This is a genomic window from Pseudomonas sp. Pse35, from assembly GCF_024519715.1.
Classification (GTDB): domain Bacteria; phylum Pseudomonadota; class Gammaproteobacteria; order Pseudomonadales; family Pseudomonadaceae; genus Aquipseudomonas; species Aquipseudomonas paracarnis.
Genome location: NZ_JALJRP010000035.1, coordinates 29235 through 48675 on the forward strand (window position 1 = coordinate 29235; position 19441 = coordinate 48675).

The 19441-nt window shown below is 59.9% G+C and carries 16 protein-coding genes; 9 read left to right on the plus strand and 7 right to left on the minus strand.

Annotated features, from left to right (window positions below; all coding sequences use genetic code 11):
- The first annotated feature begins 5 nt into the window (after window positions 1-5).
- Window positions 6-689 carry a response regulator transcription factor gene (locus tag OC445_RS22805; RefSeq protein ID WP_003191687.1) on the plus strand — a complete coding sequence of 228 codons (684 nt, stop codon included), beginning with the start codon at window positions 6-8 and terminating at the stop codon, window positions 687-689.
- On the plus strand, window positions 667-2058 hold the full coding sequence (locus OC445_RS22810) for a sensor histidine kinase (RefSeq protein WP_034125702.1): 1392 nt from the start codon (window positions 667-669) through the stop codon (window positions 2056-2058). The genes OC445_RS22805 and OC445_RS22810 overlap by 23 nt, the downstream gene beginning before the upstream one ends.
- A gap of 123 nt (window positions 2059-2181) precedes the next feature.
- Here the strand turns inward: OC445_RS22810 and OC445_RS22815 are convergent, their stop codons facing one another.
- Complete coding sequence (locus OC445_RS22815) at window positions 2182-3783, minus strand: murein L,D-transpeptidase (protein WP_198791075.1); 1602 nt, start codon at window positions 3781-3783, stop codon at window positions 2182-2184.
- Between the two features lie 39 nt (window positions 3784-3822).
- Between OC445_RS22815 and OC445_RS22820 the strand changes: the two genes are divergently transcribed.
- Both OC445_RS22820 and OC445_RS22825 read left to right on the plus strand, forming a co-directional pair.
- Window positions 3823-4551, plus strand: a complete 729-nt coding sequence (locus tag OC445_RS22820) for a murein L,D-transpeptidase catalytic domain family protein (RefSeq protein WP_054897775.1) — start codon at window positions 3823-3825, stop codon at window positions 4549-4551.
- A gap of 30 nt (window positions 4552-4581) precedes the next feature.
- A complete protein-coding gene (locus OC445_RS22825) occupies window positions 4582-5328 on the plus strand; it encodes a creatininase family protein (protein ID WP_020301789.1) in 747 nt (248 codons plus the stop codon).
- Between the two features lie 171 nt (window positions 5329-5499).
- Here the strand turns inward: OC445_RS22825 and OC445_RS22830 are convergent, their stop codons facing one another.
- Together OC445_RS22830 and OC445_RS22835 are read right to left on the minus strand one after the other, a co-directional pair.
- Window positions 5500-5841, minus strand: coding sequence for a hypothetical protein (locus OC445_RS22830; protein WP_034125705.1), 342 nt, complete (start codon window positions 5839-5841; stop codon window positions 5500-5502).
- Window positions 5842-5887: 46 nt separating this feature from the next.
- A complete protein-coding gene (locus tag OC445_RS22835) occupies window positions 5888-6532 on the minus strand; it encodes a hypothetical protein (protein ID WP_054897774.1) in 645 nt (214 codons plus the stop codon).
- Window positions 6533-6669: 137 nt separating this feature from the next.
- Between OC445_RS22835 and OC445_RS22840 the strand changes: the two genes are divergently transcribed.
- A complete protein-coding gene (locus OC445_RS22840) occupies window positions 6670-6954 on the plus strand; it encodes a hypothetical protein (RefSeq protein WP_034125707.1) in 285 nt (94 codons plus the stop codon).
- On the opposite strand, the gene yfcF is transcribed toward OC445_RS22840, so the two are convergent.
- Window positions 6913-7545: a glutathione transferase gene (yfcF, locus tag OC445_RS22845; protein ID WP_198791076.1), complete on the minus strand. Its 633-nt coding sequence runs from the start codon at window positions 7543-7545 to the stop codon at window positions 6913-6915. The genes OC445_RS22840 and yfcF overlap by 42 nt on opposite strands.
- Before the next feature lie 146 nt (window positions 7546-7691).
- Here yfcF and OC445_RS22850 point away from each other — a divergent pair, with 146 nt between their 5' ends.
- Entirely contained in the window at window positions 7692-9131 is a 1440-nt protein-coding gene (locus OC445_RS22850) for a hypothetical protein (RefSeq protein WP_034125709.1), read from the plus strand.
- Here the strand turns inward: OC445_RS22850 and OC445_RS22855 are convergent.
- Window positions 9128-9670 (minus strand): DUF924 family protein, encoded by a 543-nt coding sequence (locus OC445_RS22855; RefSeq protein ID WP_054897772.1) that lies wholly within the window; start codon window positions 9668-9670, stop codon window positions 9128-9130. The two genes, OC445_RS22850 and OC445_RS22855, sit on opposite strands and share 4 nt — an antisense overlap.
- A 71-nt stretch (window positions 9671-9741) precedes the next feature.
- Between OC445_RS22855 and OC445_RS22860 the strand changes: the two genes are divergently transcribed.
- On the plus strand, window positions 9742-10896 hold the full coding sequence (locus tag OC445_RS22860; protein WP_054897771.1) for a DUF1624 domain-containing protein: 1155 nt from the start codon (window positions 9742-9744) through the stop codon (window positions 10894-10896).
- A 77-nt stretch (window positions 10897-10973) separates the two neighbouring features.
- On the opposite strand, the gene metE is transcribed toward OC445_RS22860, so the two are convergent.
- Window positions 10974-13316: a 5-methyltetrahydropteroyltriglutamate--homocysteine S-methyltransferase gene (metE, locus tag OC445_RS22865; protein WP_181125026.1), complete on the minus strand. Its 2343-nt coding sequence runs from the start codon at window positions 13314-13316 to the stop codon at window positions 10974-10976.
- A 344-nt stretch (window positions 13317-13660) separates the two neighbouring features.
- Between metE and OC445_RS22870 the strand changes: the two genes are divergently transcribed.
- Both OC445_RS22870 and OC445_RS22875 read left to right on the plus strand, forming a co-directional pair.
- Window positions 13661-14758, plus strand: a complete 1098-nt coding sequence (locus tag OC445_RS22870; protein ID WP_005787689.1) for a carboxynorspermidine decarboxylase — start codon at window positions 13661-13663, stop codon at window positions 14756-14758.
- Window positions 14759-14786: 28 nt separating this feature from the next.
- Complete coding sequence (locus tag OC445_RS22875) at window positions 14787-16031, plus strand: saccharopine dehydrogenase family protein (protein WP_032901677.1); 1245 nt, start codon at window positions 14787-14789, stop codon at window positions 16029-16031.
- A 50-nt stretch (window positions 16032-16081) separates the two neighbouring features.
- Here the strand turns inward: OC445_RS22875 and OC445_RS22880 are convergent, their stop codons facing one another.
- Window positions 16082-19387, minus strand: a complete 3306-nt coding sequence (locus OC445_RS22880) for an ATP-binding protein (protein WP_262020374.1) — start codon at window positions 19385-19387, stop codon at window positions 16082-16084.
- Between the last annotated feature and the right edge of the window lie 54 nt (window positions 19388-19441).

Genomic DNA, 19441 nt, shown 5'->3' on the forward strand with positions numbered 1-19441 from the left:
ATCCTATGACCCGCATTTTGACCATCGAGGATGACGCCGTAACGGCCCGCGAGATTGTCGCCGAGCTGAGTAGCCATGGACTGGACGTAGATTGGGTGGACAACGGCCGCGAGGGCCTGGTCCGTGCCGTGAGTGGGGATTACGACCTGATCACCCTCGACCGCATGCTGCCCGAGCTGGATGGCCTGGCCATCGTCACCACGTTGCGCACCATTGGGGTGTCTACGCCGATCCTGATGATCAGCGCCCTCTCCGATGTCGACGAGCGCGTGCGCGGCCTGCGTGCCGGCGGTGATGACTACCTGACCAAGCCGTTCGCCTCGGATGAAATGGCCGCCCGTGTCGAGGTGCTGCTGCGGCGTAAAAGCACCGTTCAGGAATTCGAAACCGCTCTGCGCGTGGCCGACCTGGAACTGAACCTGATCAGCCGCGAAGCCAGCCGGGCCGACCAGCCGCTGACGCTGCTGCCCACTGAATACAAACTGCTGGAATTCCTGATGCGCAACACCGGGCAGATCCTGTCGCGGATGATGATTTTCGAGGAAGTCTGGGGCTATCACTTCGACCCCGGCACCAACCTGATCGACGTGCACATCGGCCGTCTGCGCAAGAAAATCGACCCACCGGGCCTCACGCCGCTGATCCGCACGGTACGAGGCTCGGGCTATGTCATTGCTGAACCCCTCTAAAGGCTGGCGCTCTTCCAGCAGCCGCTTGCTGGCGCTGTACAGTTCGTTGTTCGTGGCGTGGAGTTGCATCCTCATGGGGGTGCTGTACTACGAGGTCTCAGGCTACCTCAGCGACTTGTCGCGCCATTCCCTGTTGCAGCGCCAGCATCTTTTCCAGCGTTTCGACGGCGAAGAACTGGTGGAAGCGCTGACCACCAGCATGACCTTCGACATGAAGGGTGTTGACGCCTATGGCCTGTTCGATGAGCAATTTCGCCCCTTGAGCGGGCCGATCCGCGCCGTACCACCCGACCTGCCGCTGGATGGCAAGATTTACGCCCTGACCAATTGCGTGCAATCCGATGACCCCAAACTGCCCAAGGACAGCTGCGACGCCGTGGCCACCCACACCGAAGACGGCCGCTGGCTGGTGTTGGTACGCGCCAACGGCTCGTTGTTCGGGGTAACGCGGATTATCTGGCACGCCCTGCTGTGGGCGCTGTCCTTGACCATCATTCCTGGCGCTGCCGGCTGGCACCTGCTGCGCCGCCGCCCGTTGCGGCGCATTCGCGGGATCCAGGCCAGCGCCGAGGCCATCGTCGCCGGCGACCTCACGCACCGGTTGCCGCTGTCCAACCGGCGCGACGAGCTGGACATGCTCGCCGCCATCGTCAATGCCATGCTCGACCGCATCGAAAAACTGATGAACGAGGTCAAGGGCGTGTGCGACAACATCGCCCACGACCTGCGCACCCCGCTCACTCGCTTGCGCGCCCAGCTTTACCGCATCAAGCAACAAGCCGAGGAAGACTCGGCCCACGCGGTAAAACTCGATGACGCCATCGCCGAAACCGACACGCTGATGGCGCGTTTTCGCGGGCTGCTGCGCATCTCGGAACTGGAAGACCACCAGCGTCGCTCAGGCTTCCTGGTGCTGGACCCGCTGCCGCTGCTACGCGAACTGCATGATTTCTACCTGCCCCTGGCCGAAGAAGGCGAACTGGAGTTGGTGTTGCAGGCGCCTGACTCACTGCCGTGGATTACTGGTGACCGTGCGCTGTTATTTGAAGCCCTGGCCAACCTGCTGAGTAACTCGATCAAGTTCACCCCGCCCAATGGCAAGGTGATCCTGCGAGCAGTCAACGACCTTGGGAGTACGCGCATCGAAGTGCTCGACTCCGGGCCAGGCATTCCAGCCGCCGAGCGCGCGTCGGTGTTCCAGCGTTTCTATCGGGTCGATGAGAGTGATCAGCAAGGCGGCTTTGGGCTGGGCCTGTCGATTGTGGCGGCGATCATCAACTTGCATGGCTTCAAGCTGGAGGTCGGCACCAGTGAGTTGGGCGGCGCCCGCCTGGTGCTGGAATGCCGCCAGCAACTGATGCCGGAATAGAACGTAGGAGCGAGCTTGCTCGCGAAAAACTCACAGACGCCGCGTTCATTCAGGAAGCACGCGTTATCGTTGGCGTTTTTCGCGAGCAAGCTCGCTCCTACATTCATATCAAGCCATCTGACGCTATAACACGCTGCCCATGGCCTTGATCAACACCGGGTCACGCGCATAAATATCCGGCGCATACACCAACTCGCCCTGGCGATCCACTTCTACCGTCCAATACCCCAACAGCACCGGTACCGGCGTGGCGAGCCTGAATTCATGGGTTTCGCCGGTCGCCAGCAGCTCATCGGTGCGGGTGCGTTCGGCGGGCGTTACGAGCAGATCGCGCAATAACAACGGTTGCTCGACCCGCACGCATCCCGAACTGAACGCCCGTGGGCCCTTGGTGAACAAGGGCTGGCTGGGGGTGTCATGCAGGTACACCGAATACGGATTGGGAAAGCGCATCACAATCTTGCCCAGCGGGTTACGCGGGCCGGCCTGCTGGCGCAGCAGGATATTGCCGGGGCGTGCCCAGTCGACTTGGTCGGGGGTCAATGGGTGACCTTCGGCGTCGAGCACCTGCAGGTTCTGCTGGCGCAGGTATTCAGGGTTGAGACGGATGGCGGGCAGCTTGTCCTCACGCATGATGGTCGGCGGGATGGTCCAGGTGGGGTTGAGGGTCAGCCGAGTGATGCGCGACTTGAGCAGTGGTGTCTGGCGTTCGGCACGGCCTACTTGCAGGCGGGTTTGCCACACCGGGATGCCGCTCTGATACACGCTCAGTTGTGCGGCGGCCACATTGACCACGACACCTTCAGGCTCCAGGTCCTGGGCCAGCCAGCGGAAGCGCTCCAGGTTGATGCGCAGCTGTTCACGACGCACCGCCGGGCTGATATTGAGTTCGGCCACGGTGCCGGCGCCGACCACGCCGTCGGCCTGCAACGAGTGGCTGAGCTGAAACGCTTTCACCGCTTTGACCAGTTCGCCCTGGTATTGCTTGCCGTTGCCACTGGGCAACTGAGCCAGGTAGGCACCGCTGTGCAGGCGCCGCGCCAGTTCCGGCACGCGGGGGTCGTTCATCCCCGGGCGCAACAACGCGCCCTCGGCGACCGGGTCCCAATGGGGCAGCGGTTGCTGGCGCACGCCGGCGTAGGCATTGCGCAGGCTGCGATACAAATCAGCGCTGGGCCGCGCCTGATCGAAGGCTTGGGCCATGTCTTGCAGGCCGGTGGCGGCGAACGCCAGTACCTCGGCATTAGGATCGCCACTGGGCGGCTGTGAATGCCATAGAGGCTCAAAGCGCGATTGCTGTAGACGCCCGTAATGCAAATCCTGCAGGGCTTGCAGGTACTGCTGGCTGTTGGCGATATCGCTGCACAGCACGTTGGCCGTGGCATCCGCCGCAGGCAAGCTATAGTGGGTGGGGTCCAGGCCATCGTCGGCAAGCATCAGCAACTGGCTGTGCAAGGCTTGCCGGCGTTCGTCAGCCGACCATAGCGGGGCATCGCCCTGCTGCTGGTAAAAGGCTTGCAGGCGCACCAACGCGGCAGCATCGATACGCGGCGCAAGGTGCGGGCAGACACTGGTCAACTGCGCCAACGCCTGTTGCAGTGGCGCCAGCGCGACCGGTGCAGGGGTGGTGACGGGCAATGGCTCCACCGGCAGCGTTTCGGCTGTAGCGACCAATGGTGCAACGAGCAGGCAAATGCTCAAGTAACATGCGTGTTTTTTGAACAATTGACTTAGCTCCACTCCACAGCGGGGACTCGACTGTAGATGCTGACTTTTATACGCCTGCTCAGGCTATCCAGCCTGGGCTTGATCACTGGGTGCCTGGCTTTATTGAGCAATGTTGCGCTCGCCGCCAATGGCACCTCTCCTTCCCTGTATAGCAGCCTGGCGCGCTCGGCTCCAGAACTCAATCCCACCGTGCTGAAAAGCGCCCTGAGCGCCGTACAGTGCGCGGTCAATAACGGCGAGGAACGTTCCGATCGCCTAGCGGTTATTGACTACTCCCAGCCCTCGACCGCCCGTCGCCTGTGGATCTTCGACCTGCGCAAAAAGACCCTGGTATTACGCGACCTGGTGGCCCACGGCGCCAAGTCCGGGGAAAACTTCGCTACCCAGTTCTCCAACCTCGAGGGCAGCCACCAGTCGAGCCTGGGGTTGTTCCGCACCCAGGAAAGCTACCTGGGCGCCCATGGCTACTCGCTGCGCATGGACGGTCTGGAACCCGGTTTCAATGACCAGGCCCGCGACCGCGCCATCGTGATTCATGCCGCCGACTACGTCAGCCCCTTATGGAGCAAGCGCGAAGGCCGCATCGGCCGCAGCCAGGGTTGCCCGGCCGTGCGCCCGCAAGTTGCCCGTCAAGTGGTGGACAAGCTCAAGGACGGGCAGTTCATGTTTTCGTGGTACCCCGACCAGCGCTGGCTGAAGTCGTCGACCTACCTCAATTGCAAACCCCAACAGGTGGCGAGTAGTCGTACAATCCGTGGCGGATAGCCTGTCCCCATAGATAAAAGAGAGCGTCGCATGCTTCTACACACCTCCACCTGGATCGAAATCGGGCAGTTCCTGGAACGCAGCCGCACGGTGGTGATTCCCATCGGTTCCAACGAGCAACATGGCCCCACCGGCCTGCTGGGCACGGACTGGATGTGCCCGGAGATCATCGCCCACCACGCCCAGAAGCACGCCGATATCCTGGTCGGCCCGACCTTCAATATCGGCATGGCTCAACACCACCTGGGCTTTCCCGGCACCATCTCCCTGCGCCCTTCCACCTTTATCGCCGCAATTGGCGACTGGGTGCGCTCGTTGGCCGGGCATGGTTTCGAAAAGATCCTGTTCCTGAACGGCCACGGCGGCAACATCGCCACGATTGAAGCGGCGTTCTCCGAGCTGTACGCCGAAGCCAGCTTCGCCCGCCGCCCGGCCGGGTTCGCGCTGAAGCTCGTGAACTGGTGGGACCTGGAAGGCGTCACTGACCTGGCCCAGCGTCAATTCCCGGTCGGGCATGGCAGCCACGCCACGCCGTCGGAAATTGCTGTGACGCAGTGGGCGTATCCGGACGCGATCAAGTCTGCCGACTACTCACCACGAATTGCCAACACCGGCCCGATCCGCGAGGCCCTGGACTTCCGGGCGCGCTTCCCTGACGGCCGCATGGGCTCGGACCCGGCGTTGGCTACTGTGGAGAAAGGCGGTGAGTTGGTGGCATTGGCGGCGCAGGGATTGGTCAAGACTGTCGACAGCTTCAGCAACGAAGCCAAACCCTGATCCAAATGGGGCCAATACCCTGTAGGAGCGAGCTTGCTCGCGAAAAAATCATAGGCGCCGCGTTTATTCAGGGGGCGCGCGTTACCGTTGACGTCTTTCGCGAGCAAGCTCGCTCCTACAGGGTGTCAGAAGTTGCCCCCGCCCACCTTTGGATTTGCGTTGTGCCTGGGTTTATCTGCAATCCTGTGCGGCCTGCTCCAGCCGCGATGGCTTGATCGCCGAAGCCAGCGGCTTGCGCTCGTACAGGAAGACCTTGGTGCCGTCCTGGGACTTGTAGGCCTCCAGCACATCATCGGCGGCAATCTTGCTGGTCAGCAGCACCTTGGCGTGGCGCGAGTTCTGGGTGACGGTCGAGGTGATGCCGTGCTTTTCCAGCTTGGGCAACACGCATTGCACATAGCCGTCGGGGGTCTTGTTGGTTTGCAGGGTCAGTGATGGGGCATTTGGCGCCGTGATACAGCCGGTCAGCAATAACGAAGCACAAGCCAGGGCCGGGGCGAAGAAAGAGCGCATAAACATTCCTGAAAATAACCAAATAGGGTTCACAACCATTCGCGGGTCAACCTGCGCGAACCAGGGCCTTGAGCGACGCATCGAACTGCTTCAGGGCATCTTGCTGTACATCGCGTTGTTGCTCGATCAGTGCAGCAATCTCCGGCGCCGCCTTGTCGTGCACCCACACTGACGGCACGTGCTTGTCCACCGAGCCTTCGGCCTTGGCGATAAACTGCAGGTTCGCGTCGTAGAAGCGTGCGACAAAGCGTGCTTCGACCCGGTCATTACGCTGGGTCAGCAATTGGTTATGGGTATCGAGCACCACCACCACATCCGGGTGCGCCTGCACCAGGGCATCCAGGCTGCTATAAACCGTCACCGAGAAAAAAGTGCCCTGCAACGAGTGCATCAACCAGTCGATCGCCAGTTCCGGGTCGGAGCTGTTGACGAACGCCTCGCGAATCCGCCCATCCAGGGCATCCTTGGCGCCGTTCAGCGCCATGGCGTGGTAGCGTTCAAGGTAGCTGAGGTTGTCGCGGGTGTTTTCGCTGAACAACACCCCCACCGACTGGGCACGCTGCAGAGAGTCTACGCTACCCACCAGTGGCAGCAAATGGCCTGTACGCACGTCATCGGCCATCGCCGGGGTGGTCATGACCGCGGTGCCCAGCATCAGGGCCATCAAAGCCAACTGGATAATCGTCCTCATCGCGCATTTTCCTTGGGCTGCGTCTCGATGTGCAGATTCTGCGCGTTTGGCGAAAAAACAGAACTTGTGATCCTTGATGGTGACTATCATTTGAACCGATAGTGTCAGGCCGCCCATAAAATCTATAAGGACCCGCCATGAAGCCCTACCAGAAAATCTTCGATCGTATCCGCGAGGCAGTCCTGCCAGAGTTTCGCGAGCGAGTCGCCGACTACCTGGTCGAGTACGAAACCGTGCTGCTGGACTCACACGCCGACGCCGCAAAAGGCAGCGCCAGCGCCGAGCAACTGCGCGGCTACTTGCGTGGTTTGAACACCATGCGCGTGTTGGGCATGGCCGATTGGGAAGACCTCGACCGGCGCGTTGCCCAGCAGGCAGAGCTAGAGCGCGGGCCGTCGCAGCTCGACCCACTCGCGCACTGACGGCCGCTGCCACTGGCGTTGCGCGTAGGTCACCAGCTGCGCTGGCATGGCGTCACCGTTGAGGATCAGGCGATTGAGCATCACCGCCAGGTCCACATCGGCAATCGACCACTGGCCGCACAGGTACTCGCGGTTATCCGCCAGCAAGGCTTGCACCGCGGTGATCAACTTGGTCGCGGCGGCTTGAGCCTCTGCTGACAACGGCGGCCTCTTCTGCCCGCAGAACACCACCAGCGTCGAGCGCTCCTGGCGAATCGGCAGCAGGTCGCTGCGCAACCACGCTTGAACCTGTCGCGCCCTCGCCCGCTGCTGCACATCCGCCGGGTACACGCGGGTCTCAGGGTAGGCCTGGTCCAGGTACTCGGTGATGGCCGAAGACTCCGACAGCGCAAAATCACCGTCTACCAGGGTCGGCACTCGCTGGGTCAGGGAGCGTTGGACGTAATCTGCCGCCTGGTTCTGCCCGGCATCGAGGTCCAGGGTGAGGGTCTCGAACGCCAGGCCTTTTTCGCGCAAGGCGACAAACACCGACATGGCATAGGGGCTGGTGAACAGCGAATCAACGTAGAGGTGCAGCGGGCCTTGGCTCATGGACAATCTCCTGGTGTGAGGCATCACGCTACGAGATCAGGGCCGATAAAGACAATGCAGGGTTTTTATGGGGGCATTCCTGGCAGGAATAGCGCGGCTAGTGGCAATATTATGGCTCACGCTGATTTTCAAGGAAGGAACAGCACATGAAACAAGCAGTTGTGGTTATCCACGGCATCGGCGAACAGCGCCCAATGGACACCTTGCGCGGCTTTGTCGAGGCGATGATCCCCACGGACACCCCCGATGGCACACCTCTGTACTGGAGCAAGCCGGATCGGCTGTCGCGCAACTTCGACCTGCGCGTACTGAAGGCCTCGGGCCGTACCTCGACGGATTTCTATGAGTACTACTGGGCCCACAAGATGCAGGGCACCAAGTTCGGCCATCTGCTGGGCTGGCTGTGGGACATCTTCAAGCGCCCGCGTCGCGACATTCCCGAGGCCATCGTGCCGATCTGGCGCAGCACGCGCTGGACGGTGCTGGTGTTATTGCTGCTGGTTGCCAGCGGTACATTGGCCACGGCCTGGGGCCAATTGCCCCCCAGCGACAACCCCTTCGCGCTGATCCCCCTGCTGCTCGCGGCCATGGGACTGGCGCTGCGCTATTCGGCGCTGGCCTACCTGGGAGACGCCGCACGCTACCTCAGCCCCAACCCGCAAAACGTGATGGTGCGCGAGCAGATCCGTGCTGATGGTGTCGACCTGCTGCGCGCTCTGCACAATCAGGGTGACTACGAGCGCATCATCGTCGTGGGCCACAGTTTGGGCAGCGTGATTGCCTATGACATCGTCGGCTACCTCTGGCATGAGTACCACGACAAACTGACCCAACTGACCCCCAGCAACCGTGAGCTGGCAGCCCGTTATGCCAACCGCGAACCGCTGCAACCGGTGGTCAAGGAGGCCCTGCCCGCAGCCGGCGCCTTGCTGGACGGCAGCCTAAGCAGCCTGTTGAATTTTCGTCAGCAACAGACCGAAGCTTTTGCCGAACAGCGCGGCCTGGGCAACCCCTGGCGCATCACCGACCTAGTCACGGTCGGCAGCCCGATGGCCCACGCCAGCCTGTTGCTGGGCCGCAGCGTCAGTGACTTCAAACAGCGCATGGGACGCCGCGAAGCCCCGGCCTGCCCGCCGACCGAAGACACCCAAGGCTACGGCTACAACGCCCGCCAACCGCTGATGCTCGGCCAAAAGCCCTTCACCCCGCACTACCTGCACCACGCCGCAGCCTTTGCCGTCACGCGCTGGACCAACCTGTACTTCCCTGCCCCCTTCGGCCTGTTCGGCGACATCGTCAGCGGCCCGGTCAAGCCCGTGATGGGCGGCGGCGTGCTGGACTTGCCGGTGACCGTGGGCAACGGCAAAGGCTGGCTGGCCAAGTCCTGGCTCAGCCATACTCACTATTGGAGCGAACGCGGCGGTGCCCAGGGTTACCTCGACGCACTGGGCCAGGATGAACAGGCGATCACCCAAGGCCCGCGTCCTTCAGCCACTGAAGCGTTGCGGTGGGCGATAGACCTCAAGGGCGTGCGGCGGTTTCGCCGTGTCGCCACCCAGCAGAGCCTGGCGCCAGAACACGCCTAACCGGCGAAGCCACCGGCCTTGAGGAAGGCGAGTTCTTCATCGGTGCTCGCCCTGCCCAACACCCCATTACGATGGGGAAACCGCCCGAACCGCTCGATGATGTCGGCATGCTCCTTGGCCCAGTGGTAGGTGCTGGCATCCAACTGCTGGTTCAGGGCCAGGGAGCGTTGCTGGTCCTGCGGGTCTTCCGAATGTTCAAAAGGCAAATAGCAGAACGCGCGCAACTGAGGTTCAACCTGTTGATCCAATCCCGCGTCCACCATCTTTCGCGCATAAAACCGCGCCAGCGGGTCGGTGGCGAACATATGCGCCGTGCCGCGAAAGGCGTTGCGCGGGTACTGATCCAGCAGAATCAATAACGCCAGCGCGCCATCCGCCGTGGTCAACCAACCTTCGAGTTCACGCCGTGCAGCCTGCATATGAGCCGCGTTGAATCTATCGCGAAAGTCCCTATCGAACCCCTCGTCCTTGGCGAACCAACGCTTGGGCCCCGCCTGTTTCCAGAACGCGATTACAGCTTCGGCCGAGTGTGGGGTCATGCTTGTCATCAGCGCCTCGCTTAATGTTATAGAATAACGTCAATATTTTGCCTGCGTGTGATCCTTAACTTATGACTGACGCTATGACTTTACGCAAACGCCTGCTGTCCATCGACGCCCTGCGCGGCCTGGTGATCCTGTTCATGTTGCTGGACCACGTGCGTGAAACCTTCCTGCTGCACCGCCAGGTCAGCGACCCCATGAGCATAGACAGCACCGAGCCTGCGTTGTTTTTCAGCCGCACCCTGGCTCACTTGTGTGCGCCGGTGTTTGTGCTGCTCACCGGTTTGTCGGCTTGGCTGTACGGTCAGAAATATCAAGGTCGTCGCGACGTGTCGGCATTCTTGTTCAAGCGCGGGCTGTTCCTGGTGGTGCTGGAATTCACCCTGGTCAACTTCGCGTGGACCTTCCAACTGCCGCCCAGCGTGATCTACATGCAAGTGATCTGGGCCATCGGCATCAGCATGATCGCCCTCGCCGCGTTGGTCTGGCTACCGCGTGCCTGGCTGATCGGCTTGGCGCTGGTGATTATCGCCGGGCACAACCTGCTCGATGGGCTGCACTTCGCAGCGGGTTCGATGTTGCATGTGCCGTGGGCCATCCTGCATGAACGCACCTGGATTGAAGTCTCTGAAAACCTGCGCCTGCGCACCACCTACCCGGTGCTGCCATGGATCGGTGTGATTGCCCTGGGTTACGGCCTCGGGCCATGGTTTGCCAATGCCACGCTGCCGGCTGTGCGTCAGCGTTATTTACTGGTCGCAGGGGTGGGCGCGTTGGTGGGCTTTGGGTTGTTGCGAGCGCTCAACGGCTATGGCGAGCAGCCTTGGCAGGCGTATGACAGCAGCGTGCTGACGCTGATGAGCTTTTTCAATATCACCAAGTACCCGCCTTCGCTGTTGTTCCTGGCGTTGACCCTGGGGATTGGCTTGCTGTTGCTGCTGGCGTTTGAACGCGCCGGGCATAAGCGCTGGATCGGCGTGCTGGCGGTGTTCGGCGCGGCGCCGATGTTCTTTTATCTGTTGCACCTCTATGTATTGAAAATCCTCTATGTAGCCTGCGTTGCGCTGTTTGGCCTCAACCATGGCACTTACTTTGGCTTCGACGATATCGGTGCGGTGTGGTTGGCAGCGCTGCTGTTGCCGATTGCCCTGTACTTGCCCGTGCGTTGGTTCGCCGGCCTGAAAGCACGGCGGCGGGACCTGGCGTGGCTCAAATACCTCTGACCTGATGCAGGGGGCGAATATTGCCCCCTCCCCTTGTAGGAGCGAGCTTGCTCGCGAAAAACTCACAGGCGCCACGTTCATTCAGAAGCTACGCGTAATCGTTGGCGTTTTTCGCGAGCAAGCTCGCTCCTACAGTTTGACTCAGCACGCAGTTGCCGAGCGGCGGTGACCATATGAATGAGCGCCGCCTCGGTCTCCGGCCAGCCCCGCGTCTTCAAGCCGCAATCGGGGTTCACCCATAAGCGCTCTGCCGGAATCCGCTTGGCGGCCTTGCGCAGCAAGTTGGCCATTTCCGAGGCATCCGGCACCCGTGGCGAGTGGATGTCGTAGACCCCCGGGCCGATCTCATTCGGGTAGGCGAAGGCTTCGAACGCGTCGAGCAGCTCCATGTCCGAGCGTGAGGTCTCGATGGTGATCACGTCGGCATCCATGGCGGCGATGGACTCGATCACATCGTTGAACTCGCTGTAGCACATGTGGGTGTGGATCTGGGTTTCATCGCCCACGCCACTCGCGCACAAACGAAACACCTCAGTCGCCCAGTCCAGGTAGTGCTGCCACTGCGCCTGGCGCAACGGCAAGCCCTCACGAAAAGCCGCTTCGTCGATCTGCACGATCTTGATGCCGGCCGCTTCCAGGTCCACCACTTCGTCACGAATCGCCAGGGCCAGTTGCCGGGCCTGCACTTCGCGACTCAGGTCTTCCCGTGGGAACGACCACATCAACATGGTCACCGGGCCTGTGAGCATGCCCTTCATCACCTTGTCGGTGAGGCCTTGGGCATAGCGAATCCACTCCACGGTCATGGCGTTCGGGCGGCTCAGGTCACCGACAATCACTGCGGGTTTCACACAGCGCGAACCATAGCTCTGCACCCAGCCGAACCGGGTGAACGCGTAGCCATCCAGTTGTTCGGCGAAGTACTCGACCATGTCGTTACGCTCGGCTTCACCGTGCACCAACACATCCAGGCCGAGATTTTCCTGCACCTCGACAGCGTGCTTGATCTCACTGTGCATGGCTTCGACGTATTCGGCGTGGCTCAACTTGCCCGCCCTGTACGACTGACGCGCCAGGCGGATCGACGCGGTCTGTGGGAACGAGCCGATGGTGGTGGTCGGGAACAGCGGCAAGTTAAGGCCGGCCCGTTGCTTTTCGATGCGCTGGGCAAACGGCGACTGGCGCTGGCTGTCCCGTGCAGTGATGGCCGCTACACGAGCTTGAACGGCAGGCTTGTGAATGCGTGGCGATGCAGCACGAGCTGCCTGCACCGCGCGGCTCGCAGCCAGGGCGGTGAGTACGCCAGGGGCTTGGGGCTGATCGACGGCCTTGGCCAGTAGCGCCACTTCCGCGCACTTCTGCACAGCGAAGGCCAGCCAGCTTTTCAGCTCGGCACCCAACTGATCTTCCCGCTCCAGGTCCACCGGGCTGTGCAGCAGCGAGCAGGACGGCGCGACCCACAGGCGATCGCCCAACTTCTCATGGGCATGCTGCAAGGTGGCCAGGGCTTTTTCCAGGTCGCAACGCCACACGTTTCGGCCGTTGACCACGCCCAGGGACAGCACCTTGTACGCTGGCAGGCGGTCGAGAATGGTCGGGTACTGGTCCGGCGCACGCACCAGGTCGATATGCAGGCCATCCACCGGAAGGTTGGCAGCCAGGCCAAGGTTTTCTTCCAGGCCGCCGAAGTAAGTGGCCACCAATTTTTTCAGCGGGTCGCGCTGGATCAGGTTATAGGCGCGCTCGAAAGCGTTCTTCCAATCCTGAGGCAGATCGAGCGCCAGGATTGGCTCGTCGATCTGCACCCACTCAACGCCCAATTCGGCCAGGCGCTGGAATATCTGGCCATACAGCGGCAGCAGTCGCTCGAGCAGGTCGAGCTTGTCGAAGTCAGCGCCCTTGGCCTTGCCCAGCCACAAATAGGTCAGCGGGCCGATCACCACGGGCTTGACGCTGTGCCCCAGGTCGAGGGCTTCCTGGACCTCTTCGAAGAGTTGGTCCCACGCCAGGTGGAATTGCTGATCGACGCTGAACTCCGGCACCAGGTAGTGATAGTTGGTGTCGAACCACTTGGTCATCTCCTGGGCATGGGCACCGCCGCAGCAGCTGTCACTGACGCCACGGGCCATGGCGAACAAGGTATGCAACGTGGCCTGGCCATCCGCCGGGCGGAACCGCTCAGGGACCACACCGAACATCAACGAATGGGTCAGCACCTGGTCGTACCAGGCGAAATCACCGACCGGCAACAGGTCGATACCGGCTTGCTGTTGCAGCGCCCAGTGGGTGCTGCGCAAATCACGGCCAACGGCGCGCAGGCCGGCTTCGTCGAGCTCACCCTTCCAGAACGCTTCCTGCGCTTTTTTCAGTTCACGATCGCGTCCAATGCGTGGAAACCCGAGGGAATGAGCGACTGCCATGACTTACAACTCCGATGGTGTGATTAATGGCGGTCATTGTCGGCAGAGGGGCGTCTTGAGACAAACTCATTCTGTTCTAGATCATCACAAGATTTACTCATGTTCAGGTAAGCAGGATATTCGCGGCGCTATTGTTGATGTGTGGGGTGCCAGGGGCGCCGTCATCGCGGCCTCGCTGAGGCTCGAGCGCTCCCACAGGAGGCGGCATGATTCTTATGAACGGTCATACTTACGCCCTATGCTTAACGTGGCGCGCAAAATCCGCCGGCTAACCTTTCGATCTGTTCCAAGTGCGGGCACAATGCGTGTCCTTTTTTGGCAGGCACCGCCGCAGGCTCTCAAAAATGATCAAAACGCCGTACTACCTCATCGATAAACAGAAGCTTCTGGTCAACATGCAGAAGATTGCCTACGTGCGCGAACAGTCCGGCGCCAAGGCTCTGCTGGCGCTCAAGTGCTTTGCCACCTGGTCGGTATTCGACTTGATGCAGCAATACATGGACGGCACCACCTCGTCGTCGCTGTATGAGCTCAAGCTCGGTCGCCAGAAGTTCGAAGGTGAAGCGCACGCCTACAGCGTGGCCTGGGCCGACGATGAAATCGAAGAGATGCTCGAGAACTGCGACAAGATCATCTTCAACTCCATCAGCCAGCTGCAGCGTTTTGCCGAACGCAGCGAAGGCAAGACCCGCGGCCTGCGTGTGAACCCGCAGGTGAGCAGCTCTGACTACCTGCTGGCCGACCCGGCGCGCCCGTTCAGCCGCCTGGGCGAGTGGGACCCGGTGAAGATCGATGGCGTGATCGATCAGATCTCCGGTTTCATGTTCCACAACAACTGCGAGAACGGTGACTTCAGCCTGTTCGACAAGATGCTCGGCACCATCGAGGAACGCTTCGGTGAACTGCTGCACAAGGTCAAGTGGGTCAGCCTCGGCGGCGGCATCCATTTCACCGGCGAAGGCTATGCACTGGATGCATTCTGCGCACGGCTCAAAGCGTTCTCCGAGAAGTACGGCGTGCAGGTCTACCTGGAACCCGGCGAAGCGGCGATCACCAACAGCGCCTCCCTGGAAGTCACCGTGCTCGACACTCTCTACAACGGCAAGAATCTCGCCGTGGTCGACAGCTCCATCGAAGCCCACCTGCTGGACCTGCTGATCTACCGCCTCAACGCCAAACTGGCGCCGAGCGAGGGTGAACACACCTACATGGTGTGCGGCAAATCCTGCCTGGCCGGGGACATCTTCGGCGAGTATCAATTTGATCGTCCGCTGGCCATCGGCGATCGGCTGTCGTTCATCGACACCGCAGGCTACACCATGGTCAAGAAAAACTGGTTCAACGGCCTGAAAATGCCGTCCATCGTAGTGAAACAACTCGACGGTACAGTCGAGGTGGTTCGTGAATTTGGTTACGACGACTACCTGTCCAGCCTGTCCTGAGCTGGCGGATAAAGGAGAGATAAAGCAATTGAAAAAGAACGTTCTTATCATTGGTGCAGGAGGTGTCGCCAAGGTGGTGGCCCACAAGTGCGCGCAGCACAACGACGAACTCGGTCGTATTGCTATCGCGTCGCGCAACATCTCCAAATGCCAGGCCATCATCGACAGCGTCAAGGCCAAGGGTAGCCTCAAGGTTCCCGCCGATATCCAAGCCTTCGCGCTGAACGCCCTGGACGTGGAAGCGACCAAGGCCCTGATCCGCGAGACTGATTCGCAGATCGTCATCAACGTCGGCTCCGCCTTCCTCAACATGTCGGTACTGCGTGCCTGCATCGACACGGGCGTGGCTTACCTCGACACCGCCATCCACGAAGAGCCGGGCAAGGTCTGCGAGACCCCGCCGTGGTACGGCAACTACGAGTGGAACCACCTGCAAGAGTGCAAACAGAAGAACATCACCGCCATCCTTGGCGTGGGCTTCGACCCAGGTGTCGTCAACGCGTATGCCGCGCTGGCGCAGCAACAGCATTTCGACCGCATTGATTCGATCGACATTCTCGACGTCAATGCCGGCTCCCATGGCAAATACTTCGCCACCAATTTCGATCCGGAAATCAACTTCCGCGAATTCACCGGGCAGGTGTGGAGCTGGCAGAACAGCCAGTGGACCAGCAACACCATGTTCGAAGTCAAACGCACCGACGACCTGCCGGTAGTCGGTTCGCAGAACCTCTACCTCACCGGCCACGATGAAGTGCACTCGCTGTCGAAAAACCTCGACGTGCCCAACGTGCGTTTCTGGATGAGCTTCGGCGAACACTACATCAACGTGTTCACCGTGCTGAAAAACCTCGGCCTGCTTTCCGAACAGCCGGTCAAGACCGCCGAAGGCCTGGAAGTGGTGCCGTTGAAAGTGGTCAAGGCCGTGCTGCCCGACCCGTCTTCGCTCGCCCCGGGCTACACCGGCAAGACCTGCATCGGTGACCTGGTCAAAGGCACCAAGGATGGCCAACCGCGTGAGATGTTCATCTACAACGTGGCTGATCACGAAGAGGCCTATGCCGAGACCGACAGCCAGGGCATCTCCTACACCGCAGGCGTACCACCGGTAGCCGCTGCGCTGCTGGTGGCGCGTGGCGAGTGGGATGTGAAGCATATGGCCAACGTCGAGGAACTACCGGCCGAGCCGTTCCTCAAGGCGCTGGATGTGATGGGCTTACCGACTCGGATCAAAGACGAGAACGGTGATCGGGCCTGGGATGCGACGGCCTGATAGGCCATAGCTGACCGAGCAAAAAATGCGCCCTCAGGGGCGCATTTTTTTCATGCTGTCACGGGTCGACCGACAGACTCTCTCCACTGTCGGATTGAGTTCTCCAAATGCTCAATGGCTTGTAATGCGTATACCCTGTCATGCTCAGGGCATTCATCGCTTTGCGCATGCCCACGTGCCTGCTCGAGAACGTTGGTGAGAGAGCCCCTCATGAAAAATGCTGCTGACTTAATCCCTTTGTAGCGTTCAAGCACCTGTGCAAGCCATTGAAGCCAGCGAACAATAAGCTGCAGATGCTCTACGCCAAGCCCCCCCACAGCCAGAAGCACGGCTCCAGCAGGGTGGAAGTCTCGTGTCTCGTAGCTTAGCCCGGTAAGTGTCTGCTCAATAACTTTCGGCAACGTGTGGTGTGCATGCTGGTGCAAACATTTCAGCAAAGCTGAACGTACGTTGGTGTCATCAGAGTGACGAGTCAGCCATTCGGAATACTCACTGAAAATAAACGCCTGTTTCTCTTCGCTGAACTTGTGTACATGACTTAGAAAAGCGGCGCGCACATTCGTATCTTCAGGATGGTCGGCCAGCCATTCCCAATAAGCATCAAGCACCAATATCTGCTCCGCAACACTGAGCTTGTCGATGTGCTTGAGAAAACCATTACGTACATTTGAATCGTTAGGGTGAACGGCAAGCCAGCTCACGTAGTCGTCTAGAATGGCAGCCTGGTCGATCTCACTGAATTTGCCAAGATGGGCCAGAAAACTATTGCGTACATCCATATCCTCGGGGTGTTCGGCTAACCATCGACGCAAATCATTGAGCGTCGCAGTGCAATCAGCCGGAGTGAGTCGCTTAAGGTGCATCATAAAGGCGACACGCACGTGAGTGTCGTCAGGGTGTTGTGCGATCCAAGCACGAATGACGTCTTTGCGTGAGACAACCGACCAGGCGCCACCATGAATCATCATCCAGTTGAGAAAATTGCTGCTGATTCTCGCGCCTTTGGTGTCGTCGAAAGCACACCAGATGTGATCCAGCAACCTTGCCTGCAGCGTAGGCTGATCTACAAGTGCGCTGCACAGAGCCATTGCGCGACTCTGCTCGATAAAAAAATCGGCTGAGTCCAGCACGTCCCGATAGGGCAACGCATGGGACAAACTGCGTACCTGTGTCGTGGAGCCCAGATAAAGGACGTGGTAAGCCGCCAACCAACTCTGCTCATCATTCAACGCTATTCGGTGCAGTAACGCCCCATTGATACAGGGCGGCATTGGCACCGCACTACGTTTCCATATCCAACAAAGCTCACACAGGTAACGCGTTTCCAGCGTGACTACATCGGCGGCACACCAGGCATTGGCCACTGCGGTGAGCAACGGTTTAGCCTCCGCCGCAGAAAACTCATGAAGTGCTACCAGCGCTTGCGCCAGAGGCCGTGCCGCCATTGGAAAACGCAAGCTGGCCTTCGCGATAGACTCGGTCACCGACCAACTGGCGGCAGGTCGCCGATCCCAGGCAGCTTGTGCAACCAGTGTATGCATGGTACGAACCACACCGCCTTGGGAGGCGAAACTCGCAGGTGATTCCTCGATCTGAAACACCCCCCAACCGTGAGCACTTTTCATTTGTGCCAGCCGCTCACCCACTTCTTCGTCATCACGAAACCACGGAGCCAGAAATGCCTTAAGTAGAAGTAGCGGGCACGCACCGTAGGCGCGATTAAAGAACACCACCAGCCAAAGTGCTGCTACTTGCCACGGTAGCTCACGCCCCAGGACTGTCCGTGGCAATCGAGCACCTTCTGCCAAGTTGTCCCATAGCCCATCGATGATCTCATCGAACGGGGTATTAGTGGCGGCTAGCATCGTTAACACCAGCAGTTCCTCATTACCCGATGATAGCTCCGTCATATCCGACTTTGGATAAAAGCGGGCCAGCGTTAGACGCTCGGAGCAGTCAGGGCGCTCCACTCGCCTGGGAGGCAATAAGCGCAAACTGCTTAGTTGCTGACTATATCGATCCAGCAAAAACTCAGGTGTCGCGGCCAACACCACCATTCTCGGTCGCAACTTGGACAATTTGTCCAGCACACGTGGCCAAAGGCTGGCAACACCTAGCGGGTCATCCAGCACCAGCAACAAGGCCCGCTTGGGATCCTGCCGCCCTTGCAACGTAGCGACCACCGCAAGGACTTCTTCTTCGTCATTCACTGCAAAACGAGCGTCGATAGCAGTACAGACGCCTTCGTCTACCAACTGTGCCGCTGCACGTATAGCCAGCGTGCTTTTGCCGCTACCTGGCGCACCGACCAGCAACTGCAAGCGCAGTTTCTCTTGAGACTGGAGGCAATCGTTCAATGCGTTGCGCAGACCATCAACAACATCGGATGTAATGCTGCGCTCAAAAAAACCTATGGTAGCGTCACTACCGTGCACCACATCCTTCCATTCCGGCCGACGTGCGACATATCGCTTCTGGGGGAGTTTTCGCAATTGCTGCAGCGCGGTGCGGTCAATCAATGGCAGGAACAAGCTTGAGCTCACATGTTCTCGACGGAAAGGGTCGAGCCGATCGTTAACATCAATCGGCCTGATGCCCAGCGGAGTGGTAGTCAATCGGTCAATCTGCCCGCCGAGACCGGTGTTCGAAGGCGCAAGTCCCAGCAATGCATGCAAGCAGTGAATAACGTCCTGGGGGTTTTGATCCGGTGCCAGCCAGTGCGCCCTGGCCAATGCATTCACAGCATCATCTTCGGCTGGCCACAGTGCTGCCGTACTCGCGGCTGCTTCATCGGGCACAAACAGAACCTGCGTTGCTGACCACATCTCATTGAACAATTTTCTAAGGCCGAACGCTTGAGCCTCATCTTGCCACTGCGCAAGATCGCTGCCCTTTCCGGCAGTCTCCCGAACAGCGTTCAAAAAATGCGCATACACTTCAGTCTTTTTTTTCAATGCTCCTGGCAAGTCGCGAAACTCAGCGTAGGCAACGTCGTTGGTCACAAGGCGCAGATTCAGGCGCTCGCGCTGCGTGTCCGCTGTCCATAACCACTTAGGCGCAAAACCGGAAAAAACTTTGGCCAATTTTGCGGGTTCGGTCCAATCGTTACCTTGCTTGCATTGCCACAAGGTGACACCACCATTGGTGTCCAACTCGTCGATATCTTCCGCCCACTCATAACGTATCCACGCCGGAATTTGCGTACTAGATCCTTTGACGACGTGACCAATCAGCATGGATACCATTCGTAATGTCGCAAAGGCACGCTGATACTCGAACCCGGCCAACGCTACACGCCCACCCCGGGTGGCGGCCAAGCCCTTGAGACGATCAAGGTCGATAGGAAATCCTTTCAAACAAGCCTCCAAGGCGTACAACAAAAAAGGTCTTGCATGATCGAGACGTGACAA

Coding starts and splice junctions, on each gene's coding strand:
- OC445_RS22840 (WP_034125707.1), top strand. CDS start 6,670: ATGAAGCCCTACCAGAAAATCTTCGATCGTATCCGCGAGGCAGTCCTG.
- OC445_RS22820 (WP_054897775.1), top strand. CDS start 3,823: ATGCTGACTTTTATACGCCTGCTCAGGCTATCCAGCCTGGGCTTGATC.
- OC445_RS22870 (WP_005787689.1), top strand. CDS start 13,661: ATGATCAAAACGCCGTACTACCTCATCGATAAACAGAAGCTTCTGGTC.
- OC445_RS22850 (WP_034125709.1), top strand. CDS start 7,692: ATGAAACAAGCAGTTGTGGTTATCCACGGCATCGGCGAACAGCGCCCA.
- metE (WP_181125026.1), bottom strand. CDS start 13,316: ATGGCAGTCGCTCATTCCCTCGGGTTTCCACGCATTGGACGCGATCGT.
- OC445_RS22810 (WP_034125702.1), top strand. CDS start 667: ATGTCATTGCTGAACCCCTCTAAAGGCTGGCGCTCTTCCAGCAGCCGC.
- OC445_RS22830 (WP_034125705.1), bottom strand. CDS start 5,841: ATGCGCTCTTTCTTCGCCCCGGCCCTGGCTTGTGCTTCGTTATTGCTG.
- OC445_RS22825 (WP_020301789.1), top strand. CDS start 4,582: ATGCTTCTACACACCTCCACCTGGATCGAAATCGGGCAGTTCCTGGAA.
- OC445_RS22835 (WP_054897774.1), bottom strand. CDS start 6,532: ATGAGGACGATTATCCAGTTGGCTTTGATGGCCCTGATGCTGGGCACC.
- OC445_RS22855 (WP_054897772.1), bottom strand. CDS start 9,670: ATGACCCCACACTCGGCCGAAGCTGTAATCGCGTTCTGGAAACAGGCG.
- yfcF (WP_198791076.1), bottom strand. CDS start 7,545: ATGAGCCAAGGCCCGCTGCACCTCTACGTTGATTCGCTGTTCACCAGC.
- OC445_RS22805 (WP_003191687.1), top strand. CDS start 6: ATGACCCGCATTTTGACCATCGAGGATGACGCCGTAACGGCCCGCGAG.
- OC445_RS22860 (WP_054897771.1), top strand. CDS start 9,742: ATGACTGACGCTATGACTTTACGCAAACGCCTGCTGTCCATCGACGCC.